Consider the following 25,449-nt stretch of genomic DNA (forward strand, 5'->3'; position numbering starts at 1 on the left):
GTGTGCCTCAGGCCTTGCGATCGAACGTGGCTTTGACGATCTCGCCAATACCGCCCACGGCACCGATCACCTGAGTCGCCTCCAGCGGCATCAGCACGACTTTGCTGTTGTCGGCTGATGCCAGCTGGCCAAGCGCTTCGACGTACTTTTGGGCGACGAAGTAGTTGATGGCCTGCACGTTGCCGGTGGCGATCGCTTCGGACACCACTCGGGTAGCCTGGGCTTCTGCTTCGGCCTGACGCTCACGGGCTTCAGCTTCAAGAAAGGCCGCCTGACGGCTGCCTTCGGCTTCGAGAATCTGCGCCTGCTTCTTGCCCTCGGCGGTCAGGATCGCCGAGGCCCGCAGGCCTTCAGCCTCAAGAATTTGCGCGCGCTTGATCCGTTCGGCTTTCATCTGCCCGGACATCGCGGCCATCAGGTCTTGCGGCGGGCTGATGTCCTTGATCTCGATCCGGGTGATCTTGGTGCCCCATGGCGCAGTGGCTTCATCGACGATGCTCAGCAGGCGTTCGTTGATGTTGTCACGCTGGCTGAGCATCGCGTCCAGCTCCATGGAGCCGAGTACGGTACGGATGTTGGTCTGCAGCAGGTTGCGGATGGCATGTTGGAGGTTGTTGACCTCGTAGGCGGCTTGCGCGGCATTGACTACCTGGAAGAAGCACACCGCGTCGATTTCAACCGTAGCGTTATCAGAGGTAATGACTTCCTGGGGTGGTACATCGAGCACGCTTTCCATCACATTGATCTTGTGCCCGATGCGGTCCATCACCGGGATGATGATGCTCAGGCCGGGCTTGAGGGTAGTGGTGTAGCGGCCGAAGCGCTCCACGGTCCACTGATAACCCTGAGGCACCACTTTGAAACCCATCAATACAATGGCAATTGCCAGCGCGACGAATAGCAGAATGACGATGCTTTCGGTTGGCATAACGTCCTTATCCTTTTGCAGATTCCATCCTTGTCAGGCCGGTGCCGGTGGGATGGAGCATCGACACCAAGCCCCGGATACTAGCGCTGCTCGCTTTGCGGCGTCACTCGCAGGACTTCTTCAATTGTTGTCAAACCGTTTGCAATTTTTTGCGCGCCCGACAGGCGCAGGCTACGCATGCCCTCCTTGAACGCCTGACGGCGCAGCCCGGTGAGGTCCAGGTCAGAGGAAATCAGCCCCTTGACTGCGTCGGACATCAGCATGATTTCGTACACCCCGGCGCGACCCCGGTAACCGGTGTCCCGGCATTCGACGCAGCCTACGGCCCGGCAGGCACCGCTGGGCACCGGTGCCTGCCAGGGGCGGGTCAGCACCTGCCAGTCGGCCTCATCAAGCTCTACCGGCGCTTTGCAGTGCGGGCACAGGGTGCGCACCAGGCGCTGGGCCATGACCCCGAGAATCGTGGCCTTGAGCAGATAGTGCGGCACACCCAGTTCGAGCATGCGGCTGATCGCGCTGGGGGCGTCGTTGGTGTGCAGGGTCGAGAGCACCAGGTGCCCGGTCAGCGCGGCCTGAATGGCCATTTCGGCGGTTTCCAGGTCGCGAATCTCGCCGATCATGATGATGTCCGGGTCCTGGCGCATCAGTGCCCGGATGCCGCTGGCAAAGGTCAGGTCGATATTGTGCTGGACCTGCATCTGGTTGAAGGCCGGCTCGACCATCTCGATGGGGTCTTCGATGGTGCACAGGTTGACTTCCGTGGTCGCCAGTTGCTTGAGCGTGGTGTACAGGGTGGTGGTTTTGCCGGACCCGGTCGGCCCGGTGACCAGAATAATCCCGTTGGGCTGGCGGGTCATGCCCTGCCAGCGGCGCAGGTCGTCGCTGGAAAAACCCAGTTGGTCGAAATCCTTGAGCAGCACTTCGGGGTCGAAGATCCGCATCACCAGTTTTTCACCGAACGCGGTGGGTAGGGTCGACAGGCGCAGTTCGACCTCATTGCCATCCGGGGTGCTGGTCTTGACCCGGCCATCCTGGGGTTTGCGCTTTTCTGCGACGTTCATCCGGCCCAGGCTTTTCAGGCGGCTGACCACTGCCATGGTGACCTGCGGCGGGAATTGATAGACGTTATGCAGCACGCCGTCGATACGAAAACGCACGGTGCCGCTTTCCCGGCGTGGTTCGATATGGATATCACTGGCGCGTTGCTGGAAGGCGTACTGAAACAGCCAGTCGACGATGGTGACGATATGCGCATCGTTGGCATCGGGCTCCTGATCGCTGGAGCCGAGTTTGAGCAATTGTTCGAAGTTGCCCAGGTTGCTGATTTTCTGATCAGTGGCCGTGGCGCCGCTGACCGAGCGGGTCAGGCGGAAAAACTCGACGGTCATGCGCTGGATATCGACCGGGTTGGCGACTACCCGCTTGATTGGCAGCTTGAGTACGTGTGACAGGTCGGCTTCCCAGGAGCTGACATAGGGCTGGGCGCTGGCGATGGTCACCGCCTCGCGATCCACTGCCACGGCCAGAATCCGGTGGCGCTGGGCAAAGGCATAGGACATCAATGGTGTGACGGCTGCCACGTTGATCTTCAGCGGGTCGATGCGCATGTATGGCTGGCCGCATTGCTCGGCGAGCCAGGCGGTGAGCGTTTCCAGATCGAGTTTGCGCCCCGGCCGCGCCAGGTCGTCGAATTGCTGGGTGGCCAGAAACTCCAGCGGATGCAACTGAATATTCGCGGCACTGCGGCGTTGGGTGACGGCCGCCTCGGCATCGGTCTGGCTCAGATGATTCTGTGCGACCAGCTCGCGCAACAGATCGTTCAGGTCGAGCCAGCGGTCTGTTGGGGTATGGGCGTGAACAGCCATGCAGGTTCCTTGGGCGAGTCCGGGAATTGATCCAAGCGTAGACCCCAAGGGTGCCAGTGTTATCCCCCTTGTGTGAACAGGAATGTCTTGTGTTACCCCCTCATGCGCTGATCAATGCCGCTGCATGAGCCAGCTGTGGCGGCTGTTCGAGCCTGTGTAACTGCACCGATTCGACGTCGATCAGGTTACGCATTTTTTCGCCGATGACCTGCGCGCGATGCCCGCTCAGGCCGTCGACGGCCACGTCGATTCGCAAGCAGTTGCCCTGACGCAGCACATTGACCTCAAGAGGCACCAGATACTGCATGGCGAGCAGGTTCAGAACCTGACACAACAGCGCCGGTTGGGCATCGGCCAGCACCCGGTAGCGGACGCAGCAATGAACATTACCGGCGGCCCAGCTATCTGGACGGTGGGCGGGGGCGGGAAAGGCTTCGAGGCTGGACATGCGTGAGTCTCCTGGGCAGGTGAGGAAATTCTTGCATGCGTATCGGGAAAATACTGGTCTATGATCGCGGTTACAGGCTTTATTTTGGATTGATAAAGCAAGGTTGGCCATCAAAGAGAATTGTTTATGCAGATTGAGCTGGATGCCTATGACCGCAAGATCCTCAAACTGCTGCAAGAGGACGCTTCGCTGTCCAGCGCGCAGGTTGCCGAGCAGGTGGGGCTGTCACAATCACCGTGCTGGCGACGCATTCAGCGGCTCAAGGATGAAGGGGTGATCCGCCGTCAGGTGACCCTGCTGGACCGCAAGAAGATCGGCCTGGACACGCAGATCTTTGCCGAAGTGAAACTCAATGCCCATGGCCGTTCGAATTTTGCCGAATTCACCGACGCGATCCGTGAGTTTCCTGAGGTGCTGGAGTGTTACGTGCTGATGGGCGCGGTGGACTTTCTGTTGCGCATCGTCACCGCTGATATCGAGGCCTATGAGAAGTTTTTCTTCGACAAGCTGTCGATGGTCCCGGGGATCCAGGAGGTGAATTCGATCGTGGCCCTGTCGGAGATCAAATCCACCACCAGTTTACCGTTAGGACGTTGAGCGGCAGGACGCTCAGCCGCGCAACAACTGCCTCCAGGCCTTGGTCTGGGTGACGATAAGCGCCTGGCTGACACGTTCGGCAAGCACTTCGTCGCTGATGTCCTGGTTGGCCAGTTGCTCCAGCTTGTTCAACTCGCCGTACAGGCGATCCAGCTCGGGCAGTTCCAGCACGCCACGGGCCCAGTGCAGCCAGACCTGGATGCGCTCGATGCGCGGCAATTGCTCGGCCAGGTCTTCAGGTTGCTGCTGGTAGCGGTCCAGTTGCAGTGCGCTGGCCTCGGCGGCCAGCAGGGTCGGCAGCCAGTTGCCCAGCGGCACGACGCCCAGGCGTTCGCCGCGCTTGTTGCGCTCGACGGTCCAGCCGCGAGCCAGCAGCCAGCGTGAGGTGCTCAGCGAGAATTCGCCCCAGCGCGTGTCTTGCAGCTCTTCAAGGAACTGCTCGTGGGCCGCGCTACGCACGTCAGCATCTTCCTGGCCGGCCTGGACCAGCGGGCGCCAGTCTTCGAGCAGCGCATCCAGTGCAGTACGCAGGCTGTTGGTGGTGCTGCGCGGGGCGCACTGGCCCAGGCTGCCGGTCAGGGCGCGCAGCTCAGCCAACAGCTCGACCCACTCTTGCAGCAGGCGCCAGTGGCCGTTGAAACGGTATTGTTCGGCCAGCCGCTGGCTGCTGCCCAGCAGGTGCCAGGCCAGGGCGGTGTAGGCGTCGTCCAGGCTGGTTTCGGCCGTCAGTTGCGGGGCCTTGAGGCTCAGCGAATAACTGCCGGCGTCGAACAGGCGATAGCCGCGCTCGGCCTTGCTGATATCGCACGGCATCAATGGCAGGCTGGCGGCCAGCTCGGCGGCCAGTTCCAGCAATGCGTCAGGCTCGCCTTCGCGCAGTTCCAGCTCCAGCTCGCAGATTTCTTCTTTCTGCTTGCCGGCCACCACCTGACCCAGATCCAGAGCGGCTTCAATCACCACTTTGGCCTTGCCACGGCCCCAGGCGATTTCGGCTTTTTCACGCACGAAGTCAGTGGTGAACAGCGGTTTGATGGTTTTCTTGTCCAGTTCGGCCAGTTGCTCGGGCCAGCACTGGCCGTCGAGCTTTTTCAGGTCCAGCTTGGGTTTGGCGATATCCCAGTTGAATTCATTGCGCTCGGACAGCCCGGCGACGCTCTGGCCACGGGTCTTGAGGGTCTGGATGAGTTGCTCGCCATCGCGACGGATGCGCAGCGCGACCTTGGCCCGGGCCAGATCGCGCTCCGGGGTGTCGAAATACTGGTTGGTCAGTTCCAGGCGCTCCCAGCCACTCTTGTTGCGTTTTTTCAGCAGGGGGTGATCGCGCAGGGCGGCGAGGGTCTCGCGGCTGACGCGGAGTTTGATTTCGGTTTCTTTCTGCATGGCCGGGGCGATCCAAACGCGGGTGCTGGTGAACGGGCAGCCATGGGCATGGCGGCGAAGCGCTGTAGTTTACAGGACGCAGGCGGTTTATTCCTGACGCGTTATACCCCTATGATGGTCCGCAAGCCTCAAGGAACCGTCATCCATGCCTTTGCCATCCATGAAAGAGCAGTTCGCTGCGCTGATCGCCACACCTTCGGTGAGTTGCACCCAGCCGGCGCTGGATCAGTCCAACCGGCCGGTCATCGACCTGCTGGCCGGCTGGCTCGATGAGCTGGGCTTTGCCTGTGAAATCCAGACCATTTCGCCCGGCAAGTTCAACCTGCTCGCCAGCTACGGCAGTGGCCCGGGCGGTCTGGTGCTGGCCGGGCACAGCGACACCGTGCCCTATGACGAAGCCCTGTGGCAGACCGATCCGCTGAAGCTCACAGAAGTTGACGGTCGCTGGGTCGGCTTGGGCAGCTGCGACATGAAAGGCTTCTTCGCGCTGATCATCGAGGCGGTATTGCCTCTGCTGGCCCAGCCGTTCAAGCAGCCGCTGTTGATTCTGGCCACCTGTGACGAAGAGTGCTCGATGGCCGGGGCCCGTGCCCTGGCCGAGGCGGGGCGGCCTCTGGGGCGTGCGGCGGTGATCGGCGAGCCGACCGGGCTGCGACCGATTCGTCTGCACAAAGGCGTGATGATGGAGCGCATCGATATCCTCGGGCGCAGCGGCCATTCCTCCGATCCGCGCCTGGGCCACAGTGCGCTGGAAGCGATGCACGATGTGATCAGCGACCTCAAGGGGTTACGCGCGCAGTGGCAGGCCGAGTACCACAATCCGCAATTCAGCGTGCCGCAGCCGACCCTCAACCTGGGCTGCATTCATGGCGGTGACAACCCCAATCGCATCTGTGGCCAGTGCTCGCTGGAGTTCGACCTGCGGCCACTGCCGGGCATGGACCCCGAAATTTTGCGCTCGCTGATTCGTCAGAAATTACAACCGCTGGCCGAGCGTCATCAGGTCAGCATCGACTACCAGCCGCTGTTCCCCGAGTGCTCGCCGTTCGAGCAGCCGGCCGATGCGGAACTGGTCCGGCTGGCCGAGCGTCTGACAGGTCATACGGCAGCAGCGGTGGCATTTGGCACCGAAGCGCCTTATCTTCAGCAGCTTGGCTGCGAGACGCTGGTACTCGGCCCTGGCGACATCGCCTGTGCGCACCAGCCGGGCGAGTATCTGGAAATGTCACGTTTGCAGCCTACAGTGCGTCTGTTGAGACAATTGATTGAACACTACTGCCTGACGCCCCAATAAGCGCTCCGGTCCGAATTCACAAATATAAGGAGACTGCGCGTGTTGCCAGGCCTGTTCCGACGATAACCACCACTGTGTTGTGCGTGTTTCTGTCTTTCGTCCAACTTTTTACAGGCTTTTACGGTTATGCCCGAATACGTCAACTGGCTGCGTCACGCGTCTCCTTATATCAATGCCCACCGGGACTGCACCTTTGTGGTGTTGCTGCCCGGCGACGGGATCGAACACCCGAACTTCGGCAATATCGTCCACGACCTGGTGCTGCTGCACAGTATGGGCGTGCGTCTGGTGCTGGTGCATGGCACCCGCCCACAGATTGAAAACCGCCTGGCCCAGCGCGGCCTGCAGCCGCGCTACCACCGTGACCTGCGCATTACCGATGCCGAAACGTTGGAGTGCGTGATCGACGCAGTGGGTGGCCTGCGCATCGCCATCGAAGCCAAGCTGTCAATGGACATCGCCAACTCGCCGATGCAGGGCTCGCGCCTGCGGGTGACCAGTGGCAACCTGGTCACCGCCCGGCCAATCGGTGTGCTCGACGGTGTTGATTATCTGCACACCGGCGAAGTACGCCGGGTCGACCGTAAAGGTATCAACCGTCTGCTTGACGAGCGCCATATCGTGTTGATGTCGCCGCTGGGCTATTCGCCCACCGGTGAGGTGTTCAACCTGGCCTGTGAAGATGTCGCAACCCGGGTGGCGATTGATCTGGGGGCCGACAAACTGCTGCTGTTCGGCGCCGAACAAGGCTTGCTGGACGACAGCGGCAGGCTGGTTCGTGAACTGCGTCCGCAGCAGGTCCCGGCGCATCTGCAACGGCTGGGCAGCAGCAGCTACCAGGCCGAACTGCTCGACGCGGCGGCCGAAGCGTGCCGTGGCGGGGTGGGCCGCAGCCATATCGTCAGCTACGTCGAGAACGGCTCGCTGTTGACCGAACTGTTCACCCGCGACGGTGGCGGCACCCTGGTCGCTCAGGAGCAATTCGAGCGTGTACGTGAAGCCGGTATCGAAGACGTCGGTGGCCTGATCGAGCTGATCACGCCGCTGGAAGAACAGGGCATTCTGGTCCGCCGCTCGCGGGAAGTGCTGGAGCGCGAGATCGAGCAGTTCAGCGTGGTCGAACGTGAAGGGATGATCATCGCCTGTGCGGCGCTCTACCCGATTGCCGACTCCCAGGCGGGCGAGCTGGCGTGCCTTGCGGTCAATCCCGAGTACCGCCATGGCGGTCGCGGTGACGAGTTGCTCGAACGCATCGAAGACCGTGCCCGTGCCCTGGGCATTACCACGCTGTTCGTTCTTACCACCCGTACCGCCCACTGGTTCCGCGAGCGCGGCTTCGAGCCCAGCAGTGTCGACCGCCTGCCCAGCGCCAGGGCATCGCTGTACAACTACCAGCGTAATTCGAAGATCTTCGAGAAAGCGATTTAGGGTTTCCGGTAACAGGATTTCGCGGCTGAGGCGGATCGCCGTCCGGCCGCTCCTACGGATATCAACCGTCTGTAGGAGCGGCTTTAGCCGCGAAGACAAAAACAGCCGCGAAAATCGATCAATTACTGATCGACAGAATGCTCGCCTGATAGGCACCGACAAAGGTGTCGAAATCCACCACTTCTTCGCTGGCTTCAAGCTCGGCCTGTTCATTCAGCGAGGTCTGTGCCAGCTTTTCGAAGTGCGCCTGATCTTCTGTGCTCAGAGGGTGAGCGCGGAAGTATTGGGCATGGAGCTTGCTCTGGCGCAACGAGAAGGCCGCGAAGCCCTCGTTGTGCTCGCGCATGCTGGCAAGAATCCGGGCCGACGGGGTCAGTTCAGGATCGTCTATCTTGGCCTGCTGCGCGATCAGTGAACGACAGTGTTCGTCGCTGCCGCTGGCCTGGTCGAGCAACTGCGCGATAGGCGCGATCTTTTCCAGCAATTCAGTGGCCCAGTGCTTGAGTTCAACTGGCGAGCCGCCGCGTTGCAGCTGCAGGCCCGGCCGACGACCTTCCTTGACCACGCTGAGGAAGTTGTTGCCCGCATTGCCGCATTCGCCGCTGGACAGCTGCGGACTCTCTTGCAGCGCGCAGAACAGGATAAAGGCGTCGATGAAGCGCGCCTGCTCCAGATTGATACCGGTCGGCAGAAACGGGTTGATGTCCAGGCAGCGCACCTCGACGTATTGCACGCCACGAGCGATCAACGCCTGGATCGGCCGTTCGCCGGTGTAGGTCACCCGCTTGGGGCGGATGTTGGAGTAGTACTCGTTCTCGATCTGCAGCACGTTGGTGTTGAGCTGCACCCACTCGCCGTTGGCATCGTGGGTACCGGTTGCGACATAGGGCGCATAAGGCGTGGCGACCGCGCGGCGCAGGCTGTCGGTGTAGCTCTGCAGGTCGTTGTAGCACGGCGTCAGGCCGGCCTGGGCCTCGCTCTGATAACCCAGGTCGCTCATGCGCAGGCTGGTGGCCCACGGCAGGTACAGGGTGTTCTCGTCGAATGCCTGTAACTGATGGCTGCGACCGCGCAGGAAGCCTTTGTCCAGGGCCGGCGAAGCGCCGAACAGGTACATCAGCAGCCAGCTGTAGCGGCGGAAGTTGCGGATCAGGACAATATAGGAGTGCGACTGGTAATCGCGGTCATCACCGGCAAAGTTCTCGGTCTGCTTGAGCACGCTCCAGGCGGCTTCAGGCAGCGAGAAATTGTAGTGGATGCCGGCGATGCACTGCATGGTGCGGCCATAGCGCAGCGCCAGACCCTTGCGGTACACGTACTTGAGTTTGCCTATGTTCGAGGTGCCGTAATACGCCAGCGGAATAGCTTCTTCGGCGGGCAGCGGCGATGGCATCGACGGGCTCCACAGCAACTCGTCACCGAGCTTGCTGTAAACGAAGCGATGAATCTTTTCCAGGCTGTCCAGGGTATCTGCCGGGTTTTTCAGCGCCGGTGTGATGAACTCCAGGAGCGATTCGGAATAATCGGTGGTGATCTGCTCATTGGTGAGCGACGAGCCTAACGCCTGCGGGTGCGGGGTCTGGGCCAGTTCGGCCTGGTCGGTGACGCGCAGGCATTCACGTTCGATTCCGTGCAGGCACTGTCCCAGCAATGGGAGGTTGGTGCGTTCGCCAAGCACGGCCAGGCGGTGGTTGAGAAATTCGCTCAAGGTGGATTCCTTCACACATCGGTCGCCCACATATGGGGGTAGAGCCGACGGTCTACAAGGGTGAAGAAAGGAACTGGCGTTGTCGCCTGGTTGGGTCTTTAACGCCGGCTCAAGATTCACGGTTGCTTGCCATGCAGTCGATTTGTCGACTTTTTTGACAGGATTAGCGGCAAATTACCCTAAACAGAGGGGGTACAGCTAGATTGCCTACGATCTTTACCAGCTAAAAAACGCCACGCCCGAGTCGGGCGTGGCGGTTACCCTGACGCAGATCTTGCGTACCGGTCAGGTCTGCCAAGAGCCAGGCAGGCGCTCAGACAATCGCGAAGGTGCCCTGCGCCTTGGCGATCAGTTTGTCGGCCTGCAGCACCTCGGCTTCTACCACCAGGGTCCTGCGCCCAGCGTGCAGGACCCTGGCAACGCACAACACCTCGCCCTCGCTGACCCCGCGCACATAGTTGATCTTGCACTCGATGGTCACGCTGCGCTGCTCGAAGCCGTGGGCGCTGGAGCAGGCCAGGCCCATGGCGATGTCGACCAGGCTGAAAATGGCCCCGCCATGCATCATGTTGCCCCGGTTGCGCAGGTGCGCTTCCAGAGGCAGTGCGACTTCGGCAACGCCGCCGCCCAGGCTGCGAATCTCGCAACCGAGCATGCGCAGGTAAGGGCTGTGGGTCAGCGCCTCAGGGATCTCCATCAACGCTTCTTCAACTGCTTGGCATTGGCGAACAGCGAAGCCATGGCGTTGTTGGCCGGGGCCGCAGTGCTGCTTTCCTTGCGTGGCGCCGCGCTGGTCTGGCGCGGTGCAGCGCCCGGACGTGAGCCACGAGCGCCGTCGATTTTCTCGCCCGGTGTATCACTCATGCGCATCGACAGGCCGACGCGCTTGCGCGGGATGTCGACTTCCATGACCTTGACCTTGACCACGTCGCCGGCCTTGACGGCTTCACGCGGGTCCTTGATGAACTTCTCCGACAAGGCAGAAATGTGCACCAGGCCGTCCTGATGCACGCCGATGTCGACAAAAGCACCGAAGTTGGTGACATTGGTCACGACGCCTTCGAGGATCATGCCCAGCTTGAGGTCCTTGAGGTCTTCGACGCCTTCCTGGAACTCGGCGGTCTTGAACTCGGGACGCGGGTCACGACCGGGTTTGTCCAGCTCACTGAGAATGTCGGTGACGGTCGGCAGGCCGAAGGTTTCGTCGGTGAATTTCTTCGGGTCCAGGCGCTTGAGGAAGGCGGTGTCGCCGATCAGCGAGCGGATGTCGCGGTCGGTCTGCGCGGCAATGCGCTGTACCAACGGGTAAGCCTCGGGGTGCACCGCTGAAGCATCCAGCGGGTTGTCGCCGTTCATCACACGCAAGAAGCCTGCGGCCTGTTCGAAGGTCTTCTCACCGAGGCGGCTGACTTTCTTGAGTTCATTGCGGGTCTTGAACGCGCCATTGGCATCACGGTGGCTGACGATGTTCTGCGCCAGGGTGGCGTTCAGGCCGGAAATGCGCGACAGCAGTGCCACCGAAGCGGTGTTCACATCCACGCCCACGGCGTTCACGCAGTCTTCGACCACCGCGTCCAGGCCGCGAGCCAGCTTGAGCTGCGAGACGTCGTGCTGGTACTGGCCGACGCCGATGGATTTCGGATCGATCTTCACCAGTTCGGCCAGCGGATCCTGCAAGCGGCGGGCAATCGATACGGCACCACGGATCGACACGTCGAGGTCCGGGAACTCGCGCGCTGCCAGTTCGGACGCCGAGTACACCGAAGCGCCGGCCTCGGAGACCATGATTTTGGTCATTTTCAGGGCTGGATACTTTTTGATCAGCTCAATGGCCAGCTTGTCGGTCTCGCGGCTGGCGGTGCCGTTGCCGATAGCGATCAGGTCCACCGAGTGCTTGGTGCACAACGCACCCAGTACGGCGAGGGTCTGATCCCATTGGTTCTTCGGTACATGGGGGTAGACCGTGGCGTGGTCGAGCAGCTTGCCGGTGGCGTCGACCACGGCGACCTTGCAACCGGTACGCAGGCCCGGGTCGAGGCCCAGCGTGGCACGCGGGCCGGCCGGCGCGGCGAGCAGCAAGTCATGCAGGTTGTGGGCAAATACGTTGATCGCCTCGGTTTCGGCGCTGTCACGCAACTCGCCCAGCAGGTCGGTTTCCAGGTGGTTGTACAGCTTGACCTTCCAGGTCCAGCGCACGACCTCGCCCAGCCATTTATCGGCTGGCCGGTTCTGATTGCTCAGGCCGAAGCGCTCGCCGATCATCAGCTCGCAGGGGTGCAGGCTGCCGGGTAACTCTTCGCCGACCTTCAGGGTGCCGCTGAGGATGCCTTCATTGCGGCCACGGAAAATCGCCAGGGCACGGTGCGAAGGCATGTTTTTGAGCGGCTCGTCGTGTTCGAAGTAGTCGCGAAATTTCGCGCCCTCTTCTTCCTTGCCGGGCACCACGCGGGCGCTGAACACCGCCTCTTGCTTGAGGAACCCGCGCAGCTTGTCGAGCAAGGTGGCGTCTTCGGCAAAACGCTCCATGAGGATGTATTTGGCGCCTTCGAGCGCCGCTTTGACATCGGCCACGCCTTTCTCGGCGTCGACGAAACGCGCCGCTTCGCTTTCCGGATTCAGACCGGGGTCGTTGAACAGGCCGTCGGCCAGTTCGCCCAGGCCGGCTTCCAGGGCGATCTGGCCCTTGGTGCGGCGTTTCTGTTTGTACGGCAGGTACAAGTCTTCAAGACGGGTCTTGGTGTCGGCCAGCTTGATTTCGCGGGCCAGCTCCGGGGTCAGCTTGCCTTGTTCTTCAATGCTGGCAAGGATGCTGACCCGGCGCTCGTCGAGCTCGCGCAAATAGCGCAGACGCTCTTCCAGATGACGCAGTTGCGTGTCATCGAGGCTACCGGTCACTTCCTTGCGGTAGCGGGCGATGAACGGCACAGTCGAGCCTTCATCCAGTAGTGCTACGGCCGCTTCGACCTGTAGTGGGCGGACACCGAGTTCCTCGGCGATGCGGCTGTTGATGCTGTCCATAAGACCACCTGAGCAAAATAACTAGCGAACTGCCATCGTTTGCGAACGAACGTTGTCTGACATTGCCTGACTAAAAGAGTGCCCGAAAAAGGGCGGCGCATTATAACCAGCCAGGCCCCGTTAGGGGATTTGGACGATGCACAGCATCATCTGTTGGCGTTCAGGCACCAGCATTTATCCTGCATCCGGTAAAATCTGCTAACAATGCGCACGATGCGCATCATCCCGGCTACGCCATAATGCGCCCCGTGAATATAGGAGCATCCGATGAGCAGCACTGCACTTAATGCCGAAGGCGAAAAAATCCTGATCGTCGATGATGACCCAGGGTTGAGCAGCCTGCTGGAGCGTTTTTTCACCAGCAAGGGCTATCGCGCCCGCGCCGTAGCCAATGTCGAGCAAATGGACCGCCTGTTGTCCCGTGAGGTGTTCAACCTTGTGGTGCTCGACCTGATGCTGCCTGGTGAAGACGGCCTTTCCGCCTGCCGCCGGCTGCGCGCGGCGAATAATCAGGTGCCGATCATCATGCTGACCGCCAAGGGTGATGAGCTGAGCCGCATCAAGGGCCTGGAGCTGGGTGCCGACGACTACCTGGCCAAACCGTTCAACCCTGACGAACTGATGGCACGGGTCAAGGCTGTCCTGCGTCGCCAGGCGCCTGCCGTTCCTGGTGCGCCTGGCAGTGAAGAAGAGTCGGTCACCTTCGGTGACTACGAACTGTCGCTGGCAACCCGCGAGCTCAAGCGCGGCGATGAAGTGCACATGCTCACCACCGGTGAGTTTGCGGTACTCAAGGCGCTGGTCATGCATGCCCGCGAGCCGCTGACCCGTGACAAGCTGATGAACCTGGCCCGTGGCCGCGAGTGGGATGCCCTTGAGCGTTCCATCGACGTGCAGATTTCCCGTCTGCGCCGCCTGATCGAGCCGGACCCGTCCAAGCCTCGCTACATCCAGACTGTCTGGGGTGTGGGGTATGTATTTGTACCGGACGGCAGCGGCGCTCGCTGACAGCTCACTGCCCGTTTCGCGAAACCGTTGATGCGTCGATAGCCCTGTAAAGGGTTATCGGCGTTTTTGGCTTTGCGCAACGGTCGTTTCAATTGACAGAAACCGCGAGCCTGTCTCGCCCTGCAAAGTGTGAACGCTGCACCTATGAAGACTCCGCTGTGGTTTCCGCAAAGCTTCTTCTCGCGCACCCTTTGGCTGGTGCTGATCGTCGTGCTGTTTTCCAAGGCGCTGACCCTGGTCTACCTGCTGATGAACGAGGATGTGCTGGTCGACCGTCAGTACAGCCACGGCGTGGCGCTGACCCTGCGCGCCTATTGGGCAGCCAACGAAGACGATCGGGAAGCCATTGCCGAGGCGGCCGGTTTGATCCGGGTGGTCGGCGGCGGGGTGCCCGAGGGTGAGCAACACTGGCCCTACAGCGAAATCTATCAGCGCCAGATGCAGGCTGAACTGGGCGAAGACACCGAGGTGCGCCTGCGCGTCCACGCGCCGCCGGCGCTGTGGGTGCGCGCGCCGAGCCTGGGGGATGGCTGGCTCAAGGTGCCGCTCTATCCACACCCGCTGCGCGGCCAGAAAATCTGGAGCGTGCTGGGCTGGTTCCTGGCCATCGGCTTGCTCTCCACCGCCTCGGCCTGGATCTTCGTCAGCCAGCTCAACCAGCCGCTCAAACGCCTGGTGTTTGCCGCCCGCCAGCTTGGCAAGGGGCGCAGCGTAAGGCTGCCGATCAGCGATACACCGAGCGAAATGACCGAGGTGTATCGCGCCTTCAACCAGATGGCTGAAGACGTTGAGCAGGCCGGTCAGGAGCGTGAGCTGATGCTGGCCGGGGTTTCCCATGACTTGCGGACACCGCTGACCCGCCTGCGCCTGGCGCTGGAAATGAGCGAAAAGAACGAGTTTCTGGACGGCATGGTCCGCGACATCGAAGACATGGACGCGATTCTCGACCAGTTTCTGGCGTTCATTCGTGACGGACGCGACGAAGAGGTTGAAGAGGTCGATCTTGGCCACTTGGTGCGTGAAGTGGTCGAGCCGTTCAACAGCGACGATGAGCATATTCGGGTATGCCTGGAGCCGATCCCGCCGTTCGCCTTGCGGCGGCTGTCGATGAAGCGTCTGCTGACCAACCTGATCGGCAACGCCATGCACCATGCCGGCACCGGCATCGAAGTGGCAGCCTACGTCTCGGGCGATAACGGTGCCCCTTATGTCGTGCTCAGCGTTCTGGACCGGGGTGCGGGTATTGACCCGTCGGAGCTGGAAATCATCTTCAACCCGTTCATCCGCGGCGACCGCGCTCGCAGCGGCAAGGGCACTGGCCTGGGGCTGGCCATCGTCAAACGTATCGCGGCGATGCACGGCGGCAACGTAGAACTGCGCAACCGCTCCGGCGGCGGCCTGGAAGCTCGTGTCCGCCTGCCGCTGGGCCTGATGCTGCCCCGCGACGCGGTGTAGGAGGGGCTTCAGCCCCGAAGCTTTTCCTTCACCCATAGCCGTGGGGAATAAAAGCTTCCCGGCTGAAGCCGGTCCTACGCCGGTCCTACGCCGGTCCTACGCTGGCCCCGTGTCGGTCCTGTCTCAGCCCTTGCCCTTGGTGCGGGTCAGGTTGGGGCCGCTGTTTTTCTCCAGGTGTTCGATGATCATCCCGGCGACGTCCTTGCCGGTAGTGGTCTCGATGCCTTCCAGGCCCGGTGAGGAGTTCACCTCCATCACCAGCGGGCCGTGATTGGAACGCAAGATATCGACGCCGGCCACTGACAGGCCCATGACCTTGGCGGCGCGCAGGGCGGTCATGCGCTCTTCAGGGGTGATCTTGATCAGGCTGGCGGTGCCGCCCCGGTGCAGGTTGGAGCGGAATTCGCCGGCCTTGGCCTGGCGCATCATCGAGGCGATGACCTTGTCGCCGACCACGAAGCAGCGGATATCCGCGCCACCGGCTTCCTTGATGTATTCCTGGACCATGATGTCCTGCTTGAGGCCCATGAACGCCTCGATCACCGACTCGGCGGCCGACACGGTTTCACACAGCACCACGCCGATCCCCTGGGTGCCTTCCAGTACCTTGATCACCAGCGGTGCACCGTTGACCATCCGGATCAGGTCGGGAATGTCGTCTGGTGAGTGGGCAAAGCCGGTGACCGGCAGGCCAATGCCGCGCCGCGACAACAACTGCAAAGAGCGCAGCTTGTCTCGGGAACGGGCGATTGCCACTGATTCGTTGAGCGGGAACACACCCATCATTTCGAACTGGCGCAGCACTGCACAACCATAGAACGTCACCGAGGCGCCAATGCGTGGAATCACCGCATCGAAGCCTTCCAGCGGCTTGCCGCGATAGTGAATCTGCGGCTTGTGGCTGGCGATATTCATGTAGGCGCGCAGGGTGTCGATCACCACCATTTCATGGCCGCGCTCGATACCGGCTTCAACCAGGCGGCGGGTGGAATACAGACGCGGGTTACGCGAAAGCACAGCGATCTTCATGCAGCACCTGAGGGAGTAGAGGCCGGGAACACCGGCTTGTCTTGTACGTATGTAATGCCCGGATTGACCACCAGTTGGCCGTCGATCAGAGCGTTGGAACCCAAAAGCAGCCGATAACGCATCGACTTGCGACAGGCCAGGGTGAATTCCACCGGCCAGACGCGATCACCCAAAGCCAGGGTGGTCCGTATCACGTAACGGACCTGTGCATGGCCGTTGGAGCTCTTGATGGTCTTCATGGCCACCAACGGTGCTTCACAGCGTCGGTGACGCAACTGCACCACCGTGCCCAGGTGCGCGTTGAAGCGCACCCATTTCTGGCCGTCGCGTTCAAAAGGCTCGATCTCGGTGGCGTGCAGGCTTGAAGTGCTGGCCCCGGTGTCGATTTTTGCCCGCAGGCCGGCTACCCCCAGATCGGGCAGCGCCACCCACTCGCGCAGGCCGATTACTGTCAGATGATCGAATGTCTTCAAGGCGATTTCCGTACTACTCAGGACTTCTGCCAGGCCTCGGGACGAATCTGGGCCATGGCTTTGAACGCAGGTTTGGCAAACCAGTAACCCTGCATCAGAAAAACGCCGCAATCGGCGAGAAAGTCTCTTTCCTCCACATGCTCGATGCCTTCGGCAATCACCATGATATTGAGCTCTGTGCACATGCTGAGCACCGCACGGGCAATGGCCTGACGGGGCCGGTCGAGATGAATGCCACGAATCAGGTCCATGTCGAGCTTGATCAGGTCGGGTTGAAAATCCGCCAGCAGCTTGAGCCCAGCATAGCCTGCGCCAAAGTCGTCGATGGCGGTCATGAAGCCGAACGCCTGATACTCGCGCAGAATATTCTGCAAATGCTTCACGTTGTCCACATGTTCGACTTCGACTGTTTCGAAGATCAGCCTGTCCAGCGGAAAATTGTGCTGCCGCGCCGCCTCCAGGGTGCTGCGGATGCACAGCTCCGGCCGATAGACCGCGTTGGGCAGAAAGTTGATCGACAGGCGCTCGGTCATTCCAATGCTGGCGGCGCCGGCGATAGCGGCGGTACGGCAACTCTGGTCGAAGCGGTAGCGATTCTGGTCGTTGACCTGAGCGAGCACGCTTTGTGCGCTCTCGCCATTGGGGCCGCGTATCAACGCTTCATGGGCGAACACTGAGTGATCACGCAGGTCGACGATCGGTTGGTAGGCATACTCAAAGCCGAAGCCCAGAGCTGGACTGCCAGTGCACCCCTGACAACCGCGTCTTGGGGCTGTCAATGAATCCGGAAACTTTGTCATGACATCCTCCAGCGGGCACAGGGTGGGCGGCTCTATCAGATTCTTGATGAGTGGTTTTGACAAGCCGGGTTCGGTTACTTCATGTTCGTTGCTGACCCAGATCCAATAACGCCGGTAATCGTGGCGAGCGCTCAGGTATCAGGCCTGGTTATGCTTCAGATTGCCATGCAGATGAGAAATTCAGATGGCGCAAAAGGCAGAAGACGACGACAAGGTTCGTCTCGACAAATGGCTATGGGCGGCACGCTTCTACAAGACCCGTGCCCTGGCCAAGGCAGCGATCGAGAGTGGCAAGGTGCACTGCCGGGGCGAACGTTGCAAGCCCGGCAAAGAACCGCGTGTAGGCGATGAATTCCAGATCCGTACCGGTTTTGACGAACGGACCGTGGTGGTCGAGGCGCTGTCGGTGGTCCGGCGCGGCGCGCCCGAGGCCCAGGCCCTGTACCGCGAAACCGCGCAAAGCATCGCCAATCGCGAGGCGGCGGCTGCCCAGCGCAAGGCCGGCAATCTGAGCGTGATGACTGACGGGCGCCCGAACAAGAAGCAACGTCGGCAACTGGATCGCTTTCATGACAGCTCGGGCGGTTGAGCCGGTTTCAGTTGCATGCCGGTTCTGCTGGTAAACTGTTGGCCATTCACTCTGATCAGAACCTATCCCTTTTATGTCTGAATCCCCTGTAAAAGACTTCACCCAGCGCTTCATCTTTGACGAGAGCGATGTTCGCGGCGAACTGGTCGCCCTGCACAGCAGTTACGCTGAAGTGCTGGCCCGGCATCCGTACCCGGCGCCTGTCGCGCGTCTGTTGGGCGAACTGATGGCTGCGGCGGCGCTGCTGGTCGGCACCTTGAAGTTCGACGGCCTGCTGACCCTGCAGGCGCGCTCCAGCGGCGCAGTGCCGCTGTTGATGGTCGAATGCTCCAGCGAACGTGAACTGCGCGGCATTGCCCGCTATGACGAGGCGCTGATTACTGATGCAACCACCGGTTTGCAGCAACTGATGCCCGATGGCTCGCTGGCCATGACCATCGATCCACGGCACGGCAAGCGCTACCAGGGCATTGTGGCGCTGGACGGTGTCGATCTGTCGGCAAGCCTGTCGAGCTACTTTGTGATGTCCGAGCAGCTTGGCACGCGCTTCTGGCTCAAGGCCGACGGCCAGAACGCCCGTGGCTTTTTGCTGCAACAACTGCCGGTTGCGCGCATCACCGATGCCGATGAGCGCGCTGCCAGTTGGGAGCATGTTGTCACCCTGGCCAATACCCTGAGCGATGAAGAGCTGCTGGGGGTTGATAACGAGACCCTGCTGCACCGCCTCTATCACCAGGAGCAGGTGCGACTGTTTGACACGCAGCCGATCACTTTCCGCTGCAGTTGCTCACGCGAGCGCTCCGGCAGCGCCCTGATCAGCCTGGGCGAGCAAGACGCCCAGCAGCTGGTCAAGGAGCACGGCGGAGCCATCGAGATCGACTGCCAGTTCTGTAACGAACGCTATCTGTTCGACTCCACGGATGTCACTCAGCTGTTTGCTGGTGGTGGCGTCGACTCGCCGTCCACTACTCGCCACTGACTTTGCTGGCGATAGAACCCTCCAGAACACGATCAAGCACGTTCATAACGTTCTGACCGGAGGGTTCTATCATTTCCGGGCATTTCTGGCATAATCCGGCCCACTTTTGGCTGTAGTAGTGCTTGTTTTTTTACTACAAAAACCGTTTGGAACACTCGGCATTCCGCCGATGGGGACCCTCATGACGCAAACCAAGAACGCTGTGTACACCGACCTGAGCATCGACGACCTGGTCAAGGAAGCCCTTGCCCGTGGCGAAGGCGAACTCGCCGACACTGGCGCACTGGTAGTGAGAACCGGCCACCGTACTGGTCGCTCTCCGGTGGACCGTTTCATCGTTGAAGAGCCAGGTACTCAGGACGCTATTGCCTGGGGCCCGATCAACCGCAAGTTCCCGGCCGACAAGTTCGACGCGCTGTGGGACCGCGTTGGCGCCTACCTGGGCGAGCGCGAGCGTTTTGTTTCTCATGTCCATGTCGGTTCTGACCCCGCTCACTATCTGCCGGTCAAGATGACCACCGAGACCGCGTGGCACAACCTGTTCGGCCGTTGCCTGTTCATCAACCCTGAGCAGTACAACGAAGGCGCCAAGGACGAGTGGCAGATCTTCAACGCCCCTTGGTTCGTCTGTGAGCCAGAGCGTGACGGCACCAACTCCGACGGCACCGTGATCATCAACTTCGCGGCCAAGAAGGTTCTGATCGCTGGCATGCGTTACGCCGGTGAAATGAAAAAAGCCATGTTCTCGGTGCAGAACTTCCTGCTGCCTGAAGCTGACGTGCTGCCAATGCACTGTGCGGCCAACATGGGCGAAGAGGGCGACGTGACCCTGTTCTTCGGCCTGTCCGGCACCGGCAAGACCACCCTGTCGGCCGACGAAAGCCGTTACCTGATCGGTGACGACGAGCACGGTTGGGGCGAGGGCGTAGTGTTCAACATCGAAGGCGGTTGCTATGCCAAGTGCATCGACCTGTCCGAGAAGAACGAGCCCGTCATCTGGAAAGCCATCCAGCACGGCGCCGTCCTGGAAAACGTGGTGCTGGACCCGACCACCAAGAAAGCCGACTACGCCGACGACAGCCTGACCCAGAACAGCCGTGCGGCCTACCCGCGCGAGCTGATCGAAAAACGCGCACCGAAGAACCTGGGCGGCGAGCCCAACGCGGTGATCTTCCTGACCTGCGACCTGACCGGCGTACTGCCGCCCGTGTCGATCCTCAGCGAAGAGCAGGCTGCCTATCACTTCCTGTCCGGCTACACCGCACTGGTTGGCTCGACTGAAATGGGTTCGGGCGCCGGCATCAAGTCGACCTTCTCCACCTGCTTCGGCGCACCGTTCTTCCCGCGTCCGGCTGGCGTTTACGCTGAGCTGCTGATCAAGCGTATCCGTGGCTTCAACTCCAAGGTCTATCTGGTCAACACCGGCTGGACCGGCGGTGGCTACGGTGTCGGCAAGCGCTTCAACATCCCGACCACTCGTGGCGTGATTGCAGCGATTCAGAGCGGCGCGCTGATCGGTGCCGAGACCGAGCACCTGGACATCATCAACCTGGACGTACCTAAAGTCGTTCCAGGTGTCGAAACCGTTCTGCTCAACCCACGTAACACCTGGGAAGACAAAGCGGCCTACGACCAGGCGGCCAAAGGCCTGGCTGGCCTGTTCATCGAGAACTTCAAGAAGTTCGAGGTGAGCGACGCCATCAAGGCGGCCGGTCCACAGCTGTAATTTCAGCTGGCTTAACAAGAAACCGCCCTTCGGGGCGGTTTTTTTATGAGACAAGCTTCTCTGCAGCGAGGGTCTGACGCCTCTGAGCGCCTGCTGTGTCGCACGCTGAAAACTACATGTCGTAATTAAACAAACTTTTTTCCGGTCTGAATTTCAGCCCATTTCAAAGGGTGTCTTTGTTCATTTGCGGCGACAGTAAAAGCTCTGAAACAATGCTTTTCACTCACTCGGCGAGCAGCAGGACAGACCTTTGACGACCTCCAGCATCCAGATCCAGCGTTTTCAACCCCAGGACCAACAAGGCGTGATCGATGTCATCGTGCCGATCCAGCAGCAGGAGTTCGGCATCGCCATCACTGCAGCAGATCAGCCAGACCTTGCTGCTATTGTGGATTTCTACCAGCGCGGCACCGGTGATTTCTGGGTCGCGAAGCAGGCTGGTACGGTGGTTGGCACCATTGGCCTCAAAGACATCGGCCAAGGCCAGGCCGCCCTGCGCAAGATGTTCGTGGCCGCAGCTTATCGCGGTCGTGAATTGGGCGTGGCTGCGAAGCTGTTGGCCGAGTTGCTCGAAGGCGCCAGGAGTAAAGGCGTGAAAGAGGTCTTGCTGGGCACCACCGACAAATTCCTCGCGGCCCACCGTTTCTATGAAAAGCACGGTTTCATAGAGGTGGCCAAGGACAGCTTGCCGGCGAGCTTTCCGTTGATGGCGGTGGATAGCAAGTTCTATAAGCGGGTTCTTGAGAACTGATGCCGATCAGCCAAGGGCAGCGCGGGTTCTGTGGGAACGAGCTCGCTCGTGAAAGCGGCATTACATCCACAACAGATGTAGCGGTTTTACTGGCCCTTTCGTTGGCGTGCCGCCCAGACCAAGGTCGGCTCCCACCGGGACCTGGCCAGGTCCGAAATCGCTTAACTGATCGGCATTAATTCTTGAGAACTGATTGTGCAGAGCGAAAATCCTGAAGCCCATGCTCAGCCAGCAAGGGCCTTGAGAACGTTCTGGGGATCGTTGTGAATAGCTTTCAGTAGTGCACGTGCAGGTCCTGCGGGCTCACGACGGCCCTGTTCCCAGTTACGCAACGTGCCTATCTGCACATCGATCATTGCAGCGAATTTCGCTTGAGACAGGCCGGTTGAGCGGCGTATCTCTTTGACCTGCAGTGCGTCCACCGTGAACTCGCGCGACGCTGCTTTTTCTCCACGAATGATCCCATCCATTTGCTGGACGCTTTCCATTAATTCATCGAAAAATTTGCTCATGGTTAACTCCATCCGTCGATGATGGTTTTCAATGCTTTTCGTTCGTCCGAGCTCAGATCGTGTTTTTCATTCTTCGCATAGATCATAAGCATGGCGATCCTGGACGCTGAAACGAAGTGATAGTAGATAGCCCTTGCACCGCCACGTGTGCCGCGACCTCTTGAGGCGACGCGAATCTTTCGGATACCCCCGGTTCCCTCAATCAACACGCCCTTTGAGGGGTTTTTTAGGAGGTCCTTCAGTAGATCATCGTACTCTGCGTCTTCAAGCAGTTCTTTAGCGCGCTTTGTAAATACAGGTGTCTCGATAAAAATCATATACGAGTATACGCCTCTGGCGTACCTTTTGAAGTGCGAGCTGCCGCAGGAGAATAGGTGTGTGCTGCTCAATAGCCCTGAAGGCTCTTTTCCAGAGAAATGGATATTAGAGGGCGGCTGAAAGCTGTGACAGATGAAGAGGCAGCTATAAACGTAGGAAATGCCTATGTTTAGATAAGAAAAAACTTAGCAAGATGTAGTCTTTCAGGGGCTCGAAGGTCGGGCCGCAGTTTGCTTGATGCGAGTCGCAACTCACAGGTGTCTAAAGACCTCATACGGAGCTTTTCTCCAGCAACGCTGTCCCATCTGGCTAAGCATATTTTCCGCAATAGAAGGACGACAACGATGTTGGTAACAAGGAACTGGGCAGCGCTGATGCTGGGCTTGTGCATCGCCACGGGTGCGATGGCTGATAACGATACGGCGCGGCCGCAGGTTGCTGACCGGGTGGTGGCTTACTCGGGCACGCAAGGGGTGAAGGTGTGGACGCTGCGCTATGCCGAGCGTTCGGCCAACCAGGCGCTGGTGCAGATCGAGGGTGTTGATCACGACTGGGACAAGCGCATCCAGCAGATGACAGTCGAGAAGACCAGCAAGGACACCCGCTATTCGACGCAAGTTGATGGCAAGAAGTATGTCGCGCTGATCGTTCAGGGCAACTATGGCGAGCTGTATCTGCCGGGCGAAGCGCAGACCGCTTCGGTGGGCTATGACGAGGGACTGTCCAGCCAGGGCAATGCTCAGCACTTTCTTACTGACTACCTGGAGCAGTCCGGGAAATAGCCGCCAGGCCTTGCAAGGAGTTCTGACCATGAGCGTTCTACGCCCCAGATTCGTCACCTTCGACTGCTACGGCACGCTGACGCACTTTCAGATGAGCCCCATGACCCGGCAGATGTTCGCTGACCGGGTGCCTGTCGAGCGTATGGACGCATTCATCAAGGACTTCGCGGCCTACCGCCTCGATCAGGTCAAAGGTGAGTGGGTGCCTTATGATCAGATCATCAAGCAAGCCCTGGCCCGTACCTGCAAGCGCTGGGGTATCGACTACCGGGGTGAAGGCCAGGCACTTTACGATGCGATACCCGAGTGGGGGCCGCATCCTGATGTGCCTGCCGGGCTGGCGAAAATCGCGAACGAAATTCCGTTGGTGATCTTCTCTAACGCCAGCGACAGTCAGATCATGTCCAACGTCGGCAAACTCGGTGCGCCGTTTCACAAGGTCTTCACCGCCGAGCAGGCGCAGGCTTACAAGCCGCGGTTGGCAGCGTTCGAGTTCATGCTGGATAACCTGGGCTGTGGCCCGCAGGACGTGCTGCATGTGTCATCGAGCTTTCGCTACGACCTGTTTCCTGCCCACGACATGAACATCACCCATAAGGTATTTGTCGCGCGCGGGCACGAACAGCCGGCCAACAGCATCTATGGCTACCGACAGATCAGCGATATCAGTGAGCTGCCGGGGTTGCTGGGGCTTTAACTGGCTGTTAAGTCTGCTCATCCTTCTTGATCCACTTCACCACTTTGGGCGGCTGGTAGTTCTCGATGGCCTCAAGCAGCCCGGCGACATCGTCTTTGACGATCACCATCTGGCGATGTTCATCCTTGAGAAAGGACTGGTTCACCACATGCGTCAGGAAGGCTGACAGGCCATCATAGAAGCCGTGCACGTTGAACAGCGCGCAAGGTTTTTCGTGGTAGCCAAGCTGCGCCCAGGTCCACACCTCAAACAGCTCTTCGAGGGTGCCGACGCCGCCCGGCATGGCGATGAAGCCGTCTGACAATTCGGCCATCAGCGCTTTGCGTTCGTGCATGGAATTGACCACACGCAAGTCCTGCAGGCCAGGGTGGGCGATCTCTTTCTGCTTTAGCGCCTGGGGGATCACACCGATCACTTCACCGCCATTGGCCAATGCGGCATCAGCCACTGCGCCCATCAGGCCCACCGACGCCCCGCCATACACCAGGCCAATACCCGCACGGGCCAGCGCTTCACCCAGACGGGTCGCCTGATCCATATACACCGGGTCGCTGCCGGCACTCGAACCGCAAAACACACACAGACGCATCAGGGCATTCCTTTCTGTAGCCATGGCTGGTGAACAGGGTGTCACAAGGATAGCGGTTGATGAAAGGTTATCGGCCAAATGCGGGATAAAGGCTAAAGCCGCTACCGAGGGGCTTTAGCCGCAATACATTCACTTAGACACGCATGCCCACTGTAGGAGCGACCTTGGTCGCGAAAGGGCCGGTAAAGTCACAGCAACCGCTGCGAATGTACCGCCGTCTTCGTCGGTGTGCCGCCCAGACCACGCTCGCTCCTACCGAGATTTGTGCTTTTAACCGAGTTGCATTGGACTCAGCGCGCAGTCAGCGCCGAGTAGCTGTTCATCAGGTTGCGGTAGTTGGGAATACGCTGGCTCAGCAGGTTACCCAAGCCTTCGATATCGTTGCGCCAGTCGCGGTGCAGCTCACACGCCACCGAGAACCAGTTCATCAGTTGGGCGCCGGCCTGGCTCATGCGGTTCCACGCGGCCTGTTGCACGGTTTCATTGAAGGTGCCGGAAGCATCGGTCACCACGAACACTTCAAAACCTTCTTCCAGGGCCGACAGCACCGGGAAGGTCACGCACACGTCGGTGACGACACCGGCGATGATCAGTTGCTTGCGGCCGGTGGCCTTGATCGCCTTGACGAAGTCTTCGTTGTCCCAGGCGTTTATCTGGCCAGGGCGGGCGATGTACGGCGCATCCGGGAACTGCTCTTTGAGCTCCGGCACCAGCGGGCCGTTGGGGCCTTGCTCGAAGCTGGTGGTGAGGATGGTTGGCAGCTCGAAGAATTTGGCCAGGTCACCCAGCGCCAGCACGTTGTTCTTGAACTCGTTGGGCGAGAAGTCCTGCACCAGCGAGATCAGGCCGGTCTGGTGGTCGATCAGCAGTACAGCAGCGTCGTCTTTGTTCAGGCGGTTGTAGGTAAAGTTGGCCATGGGGTAGATCCTTTATCTGAGAAGTTGTGGGGTAAGTGGCGTTGCGTTCAACTTGGACACAGATTAAGGATTTACCTGGACGGGATAAATCGGTTGAAAAGCGTTTTACTGTCACCCTGAGAGAGACAATCGAATGGTCAGATGACGAGTGCTGTCAG

25 protein-coding genes are annotated in these 25,449 nt (G+C 60.2%); 11 read left to right on the top strand and 14 right to left on the bottom strand.

The annotated features are described in order from the left end of the window. Positions 1–7 precede the first annotated feature (7 nt). The 3 genes from NJC38_RS24570 to NJC38_RS24580 form a co-directional block, all read right to left on the bottom strand. Positions 8–928, bottom strand: coding sequence for an SPFH domain-containing protein (locus tag NJC38_RS24570; protein ID WP_253117454.1), 921 nt, complete (start codon positions 926–928; stop codon positions 8–10). Positions 929–1,008: 80 nt separating this feature from the next. Further along, the gene (locus NJC38_RS24575) at positions 1,009–2,793 is read right to left on the bottom strand and encodes a GspE/PulE family protein (RefSeq protein ID WP_045484740.1); all 1,785 of its coding nucleotides are present in this window, start codon (positions 2,791–2,793) and stop codon (positions 1,009–1,011) included. 100 nt (positions 2,794–2,893) lie between these two features. Then, the gene (locus tag NJC38_RS24580; protein WP_253117456.1) at positions 2,894–3,241 is read right to left on the bottom strand and encodes a hypothetical protein; all 348 of its coding nucleotides are present in this window, start codon (positions 3,239–3,241) and stop codon (positions 2,894–2,896) included. 126 nt (positions 3,242–3,367) lie between these two features. Here NJC38_RS24580 and NJC38_RS24585 point away from each other — a divergent pair, with 126 nt between their 5' ends. After that, positions 3,368–3,838, top strand: a complete 471-nt coding sequence (locus NJC38_RS24585; protein WP_253117457.1) for an Lrp/AsnC family transcriptional regulator — start codon at positions 3,368–3,370, stop codon at positions 3,836–3,838. A gap of 12 nt (positions 3,839–3,850) precedes the next feature. On the opposite strand, the gene NJC38_RS24590 is transcribed toward NJC38_RS24585, so the two are convergent. Beyond that, complete coding sequence (locus NJC38_RS24590; RefSeq protein WP_253117459.1) at positions 3,851–5,218, bottom strand: CYTH domain-containing protein; 1,368 nt, start codon at positions 5,216–5,218, stop codon at positions 3,851–3,853. A 145-nt stretch (positions 5,219–5,363) separates the two neighbouring features. Between NJC38_RS24590 and argE the strand changes: the two genes are divergently transcribed. Together argE and argA are read left to right on the top strand one after the other, a co-directional pair. Next, the gene (gene argE / locus NJC38_RS24595; protein ID WP_253117463.1) at positions 5,364–6,512 is read left to right on the top strand and encodes an acetylornithine deacetylase; all 1,149 of its coding nucleotides are present in this window, start codon (positions 5,364–5,366) and stop codon (positions 6,510–6,512) included. A gap of 126 nt (positions 6,513–6,638) precedes the next feature. Further along, positions 6,639–7,940 (top strand): amino-acid N-acetyltransferase, encoded by a 1,302-nt coding sequence (argA, locus tag NJC38_RS24600; protein ID WP_045484725.1) that lies wholly within the window; start codon positions 6,639–6,641, stop codon positions 7,938–7,940. 118 nt (positions 7,941–8,058) lie between these two features. On the opposite strand, the gene gshA is transcribed toward argA, so the two are convergent. From gshA to NJC38_RS24615, 3 genes are all read right to left on the bottom strand, one after another. Further along, positions 8,059–9,648 carry a glutamate--cysteine ligase gene (gene gshA / locus NJC38_RS24605; RefSeq protein ID WP_253117465.1) on the bottom strand — a complete coding sequence of 530 codons (1,590 nt, stop codon included), beginning with the start codon at positions 9,646–9,648 and terminating at the stop codon, positions 8,059–8,061. Positions 9,649–9,961: 313 nt separating this feature from the next. Next, positions 9,962–10,345, bottom strand: a complete 384-nt coding sequence (locus tag NJC38_RS24610; protein ID WP_045484720.1) for a PaaI family thioesterase — start codon at positions 10,343–10,345, stop codon at positions 9,962–9,964. Beyond that, on the bottom strand, positions 10,345–12,666 hold the full coding sequence (locus NJC38_RS24615) for a Tex family protein (protein ID WP_045484718.1): 2,322 nt from the start codon (positions 12,664–12,666) through the stop codon (positions 10,345–10,347). The genes NJC38_RS24610 and NJC38_RS24615 overlap by 1 nt, the downstream gene beginning before the upstream one ends. 267 nt (positions 12,667–12,933) lie before the next feature. Between NJC38_RS24615 and ompR the strand changes: the two genes are divergently transcribed. Both ompR and NJC38_RS24625 read left to right on the top strand, forming a co-directional pair. Next, positions 12,934–13,674, top strand: coding sequence for a two-component system response regulator OmpR (gene ompR, locus NJC38_RS24620; RefSeq protein WP_045484716.1), 741 nt, complete (start codon positions 12,934–12,936; stop codon positions 13,672–13,674). A gap of 144 nt (positions 13,675–13,818) precedes the next feature. Beyond that, positions 13,819–15,129 (top strand): ATP-binding protein, encoded by a 1,311-nt coding sequence (locus NJC38_RS24625; protein WP_045484713.1) that lies wholly within the window; start codon positions 13,819–13,821, stop codon positions 15,127–15,129. Between the two features lie 123 nt (positions 15,130–15,252). On the opposite strand, the gene rimK is transcribed toward NJC38_RS24625, so the two are convergent. The 3 genes from rimK to NJC38_RS24640 are packed head-to-tail and all read right to left on the bottom strand — an operon-like array spanning position 15,253 to position 17,431. Further along, the gene (rimK, locus tag NJC38_RS24630; RefSeq protein ID WP_045484710.1) at positions 15,253–16,158 is read right to left on the bottom strand and encodes a 30S ribosomal protein S6--L-glutamate ligase; all 906 of its coding nucleotides are present in this window, start codon (positions 16,156–16,158) and stop codon (positions 15,253–15,255) included. Continuing rightward, positions 16,155–16,598 (bottom strand): ATP-dependent zinc protease, encoded by a 444-nt coding sequence (locus tag NJC38_RS24635; protein ID WP_173426710.1) that lies wholly within the window; start codon positions 16,596–16,598, stop codon positions 16,155–16,157. The genes rimK and NJC38_RS24635 overlap by 4 nt, the downstream gene beginning before the upstream one ends. Positions 16,599–16,648: 50 nt before the next feature. Next, the gene (locus NJC38_RS24640) at positions 16,649–17,431 is read right to left on the bottom strand and encodes an EAL domain-containing protein (protein WP_253117467.1); all 783 of its coding nucleotides are present in this window, start codon (positions 17,429–17,431) and stop codon (positions 16,649–16,651) included. A gap of 184 nt (positions 17,432–17,615) precedes the next feature. On the opposite strand from NJC38_RS24640, the gene NJC38_RS24645 reads away from it, so the two are divergent. The 4 genes from NJC38_RS24645 to NJC38_RS24660 all read left to right on the top strand — a co-directional run bounded on the left by NJC38_RS24645 (position 17,616) and on the right by NJC38_RS24660 (position 21,476). Beyond that, the gene (locus tag NJC38_RS24645; protein ID WP_045484701.1) at positions 17,616–18,020 is read left to right on the top strand and encodes a S4 domain-containing protein; all 405 of its coding nucleotides are present in this window, start codon (positions 17,616–17,618) and stop codon (positions 18,018–18,020) included. A gap of 73 nt (positions 18,021–18,093) precedes the next feature. Further along, the gene (gene hslO / locus NJC38_RS24650; protein WP_253117468.1) at positions 18,094–18,999 is read left to right on the top strand and encodes an Hsp33 family molecular chaperone HslO; all 906 of its coding nucleotides are present in this window, start codon (positions 18,094–18,096) and stop codon (positions 18,997–18,999) included. Positions 19,000–19,180: 181 nt separating this feature from the next. After that, entirely contained in the window at positions 19,181–20,725 is a 1,545-nt protein-coding gene (locus NJC38_RS24655; RefSeq protein WP_045484695.1) for a phosphoenolpyruvate carboxykinase, read from the top strand. Between the two features lie 250 nt (positions 20,726–20,975). Then, a complete protein-coding gene (locus NJC38_RS24660; RefSeq protein ID WP_253117469.1) occupies positions 20,976–21,476 on the top strand; it encodes a GNAT family N-acetyltransferase in 501 nt (166 codons plus the stop codon). Positions 21,477–21,700: 224 nt separating this feature from the next. On the opposite strand, the gene NJC38_RS24665 is transcribed toward NJC38_RS24660, so the two are convergent. Together NJC38_RS24665 and NJC38_RS24670 are read right to left on the bottom strand one after the other, a co-directional pair. Then, entirely contained in the window at positions 21,701–21,988 is a 288-nt protein-coding gene (locus NJC38_RS24665) for a helix-turn-helix domain-containing protein (protein ID WP_045484689.1), read from the bottom strand. Between the two features lie 2 nt (positions 21,989–21,990). Further along, positions 21,991–22,305 (bottom strand): type II toxin-antitoxin system RelE/ParE family toxin, encoded by a 315-nt coding sequence (locus NJC38_RS24670; RefSeq protein WP_253117470.1) that lies wholly within the window; start codon positions 22,303–22,305, stop codon positions 21,991–21,993. A gap of 345 nt (positions 22,306–22,650) precedes the next feature. Between NJC38_RS24670 and NJC38_RS24675 the strand changes: the two genes are divergently transcribed. Both NJC38_RS24675 and NJC38_RS24680 read left to right on the top strand, forming a co-directional pair. Next, complete coding sequence (locus tag NJC38_RS24675) at positions 22,651–23,088, top strand: hypothetical protein (RefSeq protein ID WP_253117472.1); 438 nt, start codon at positions 22,651–22,653, stop codon at positions 23,086–23,088. A 28-nt stretch (positions 23,089–23,116) separates the two neighbouring features. Further along, a complete protein-coding gene (locus NJC38_RS24680; protein ID WP_253117474.1) occupies positions 23,117–23,785 on the top strand; it encodes a haloacid dehalogenase type II in 669 nt (222 codons plus the stop codon). 7 nt (positions 23,786–23,792) lie between these two features. Here NJC38_RS24680 and NJC38_RS24685 read toward each other — a convergent pair whose 3' ends face one another. Then, on the bottom strand, positions 23,793–24,374 hold the full coding sequence (locus NJC38_RS24685) for a TIGR00730 family Rossman fold protein (protein WP_253117476.1): 582 nt from the start codon (positions 24,372–24,374) through the stop codon (positions 23,793–23,795). Between the two features lie 290 nt (positions 24,375–24,664). Further along, positions 24,665–25,291, bottom strand: coding sequence for an isochorismate family cysteine hydrolase YcaC (gene ycaC / locus NJC38_RS24690; protein ID WP_253117477.1), 627 nt, complete (start codon positions 25,289–25,291; stop codon positions 24,665–24,667). Positions 25,292–25,449 lie beyond the last annotated feature (158 nt).

Source organism: Pseudomonas sp. 21LCFQ010 (assembly GCF_024129905.1).
Taxonomy (GTDB): Bacteria; Pseudomonadota; Gammaproteobacteria; order Pseudomonadales; family Pseudomonadaceae; genus Aquipseudomonas.

Coding starts and splice junctions, on each gene's coding strand:
- NJC38_RS24570 (WP_253117454.1), bottom strand. CDS start 928: ATGCCAACCGAAAGCATCGTCATTCTGCTATTCGTCGCGCTGGCAATT.
- NJC38_RS24575 (WP_045484740.1), bottom strand. CDS start 2,793: ATGGCTGTTCACGCCCATACCCCAACAGACCGCTGGCTCGACCTGAAC.
- NJC38_RS24580 (WP_253117456.1), bottom strand. CDS start 3,241: ATGTCCAGCCTCGAAGCCTTTCCCGCCCCCGCCCACCGTCCAGATAGC.
- NJC38_RS24585 (WP_253117457.1), top strand. CDS start 3,368: ATGCAGATTGAGCTGGATGCCTATGACCGCAAGATCCTCAAACTGCTG.
- NJC38_RS24590 (WP_253117459.1), bottom strand. CDS start 5,218: ATGCAGAAAGAAACCGAAATCAAACTCCGCGTCAGCCGCGAGACCCTC.
- argE (WP_253117463.1), top strand. CDS start 5,364: ATGCCTTTGCCATCCATGAAAGAGCAGTTCGCTGCGCTGATCGCCACA.
- argA (WP_045484725.1), top strand. CDS start 6,639: ATGCCCGAATACGTCAACTGGCTGCGTCACGCGTCTCCTTATATCAAT.
- NJC38_RS24610 (WP_045484720.1), bottom strand. CDS start 10,345: ATGGAGATCCCTGAGGCGCTGACCCACAGCCCTTACCTGCGCATGCTC.
- NJC38_RS24615 (WP_045484718.1), bottom strand. CDS start 12,666: ATGGACAGCATCAACAGCCGCATCGCCGAGGAACTCGGTGTCCGCCCA.
- ompR (WP_045484716.1), top strand. CDS start 12,934: ATGAGCAGCACTGCACTTAATGCCGAAGGCGAAAAAATCCTGATCGTC.
- NJC38_RS24625 (WP_045484713.1), top strand. CDS start 13,819: ATGAAGACTCCGCTGTGGTTTCCGCAAAGCTTCTTCTCGCGCACCCTT.
- rimK (WP_045484710.1), bottom strand. CDS start 16,158: ATGAAGATCGCTGTGCTTTCGCGTAACCCGCGTCTGTATTCCACCCGC.
- NJC38_RS24640 (WP_253117467.1), bottom strand. CDS start 17,431: ATGACAAAGTTTCCGGATTCATTGACAGCCCCAAGACGCGGTTGTCAG.
- NJC38_RS24645 (WP_045484701.1), top strand. CDS start 17,616: ATGGCGCAAAAGGCAGAAGACGACGACAAGGTTCGTCTCGACAAATGG.
- hslO (WP_253117468.1), top strand. CDS start 18,094: ATGTCTGAATCCCCTGTAAAAGACTTCACCCAGCGCTTCATCTTTGAC.
- NJC38_RS24655 (WP_045484695.1), top strand. CDS start 19,181: ATGACGCAAACCAAGAACGCTGTGTACACCGACCTGAGCATCGACGAC.
- NJC38_RS24665 (WP_045484689.1), bottom strand. CDS start 21,988: ATGAGCAAATTTTTCGATGAATTAATGGAAAGCGTCCAGCAAATGGAT.
- NJC38_RS24670 (WP_253117470.1), bottom strand. CDS start 22,305: ATGATTTTTATCGAGACACCTGTATTTACAAAGCGCGCTAAAGAACTG.
- NJC38_RS24675 (WP_253117472.1), top strand. CDS start 22,651: ATGTTGGTAACAAGGAACTGGGCAGCGCTGATGCTGGGCTTGTGCATC.
- NJC38_RS24680 (WP_253117474.1), top strand. CDS start 23,117: ATGAGCGTTCTACGCCCCAGATTCGTCACCTTCGACTGCTACGGCACG.
- NJC38_RS24685 (WP_253117476.1), bottom strand. CDS start 24,374: ATGCGTCTGTGTGTGTTTTGCGGTTCGAGTGCCGGCAGCGACCCGGTG.
- ycaC (WP_253117477.1), bottom strand. CDS start 25,291: ATGGCCAACTTTACCTACAACCGCCTGAACAAAGACGACGCTGCTGTA.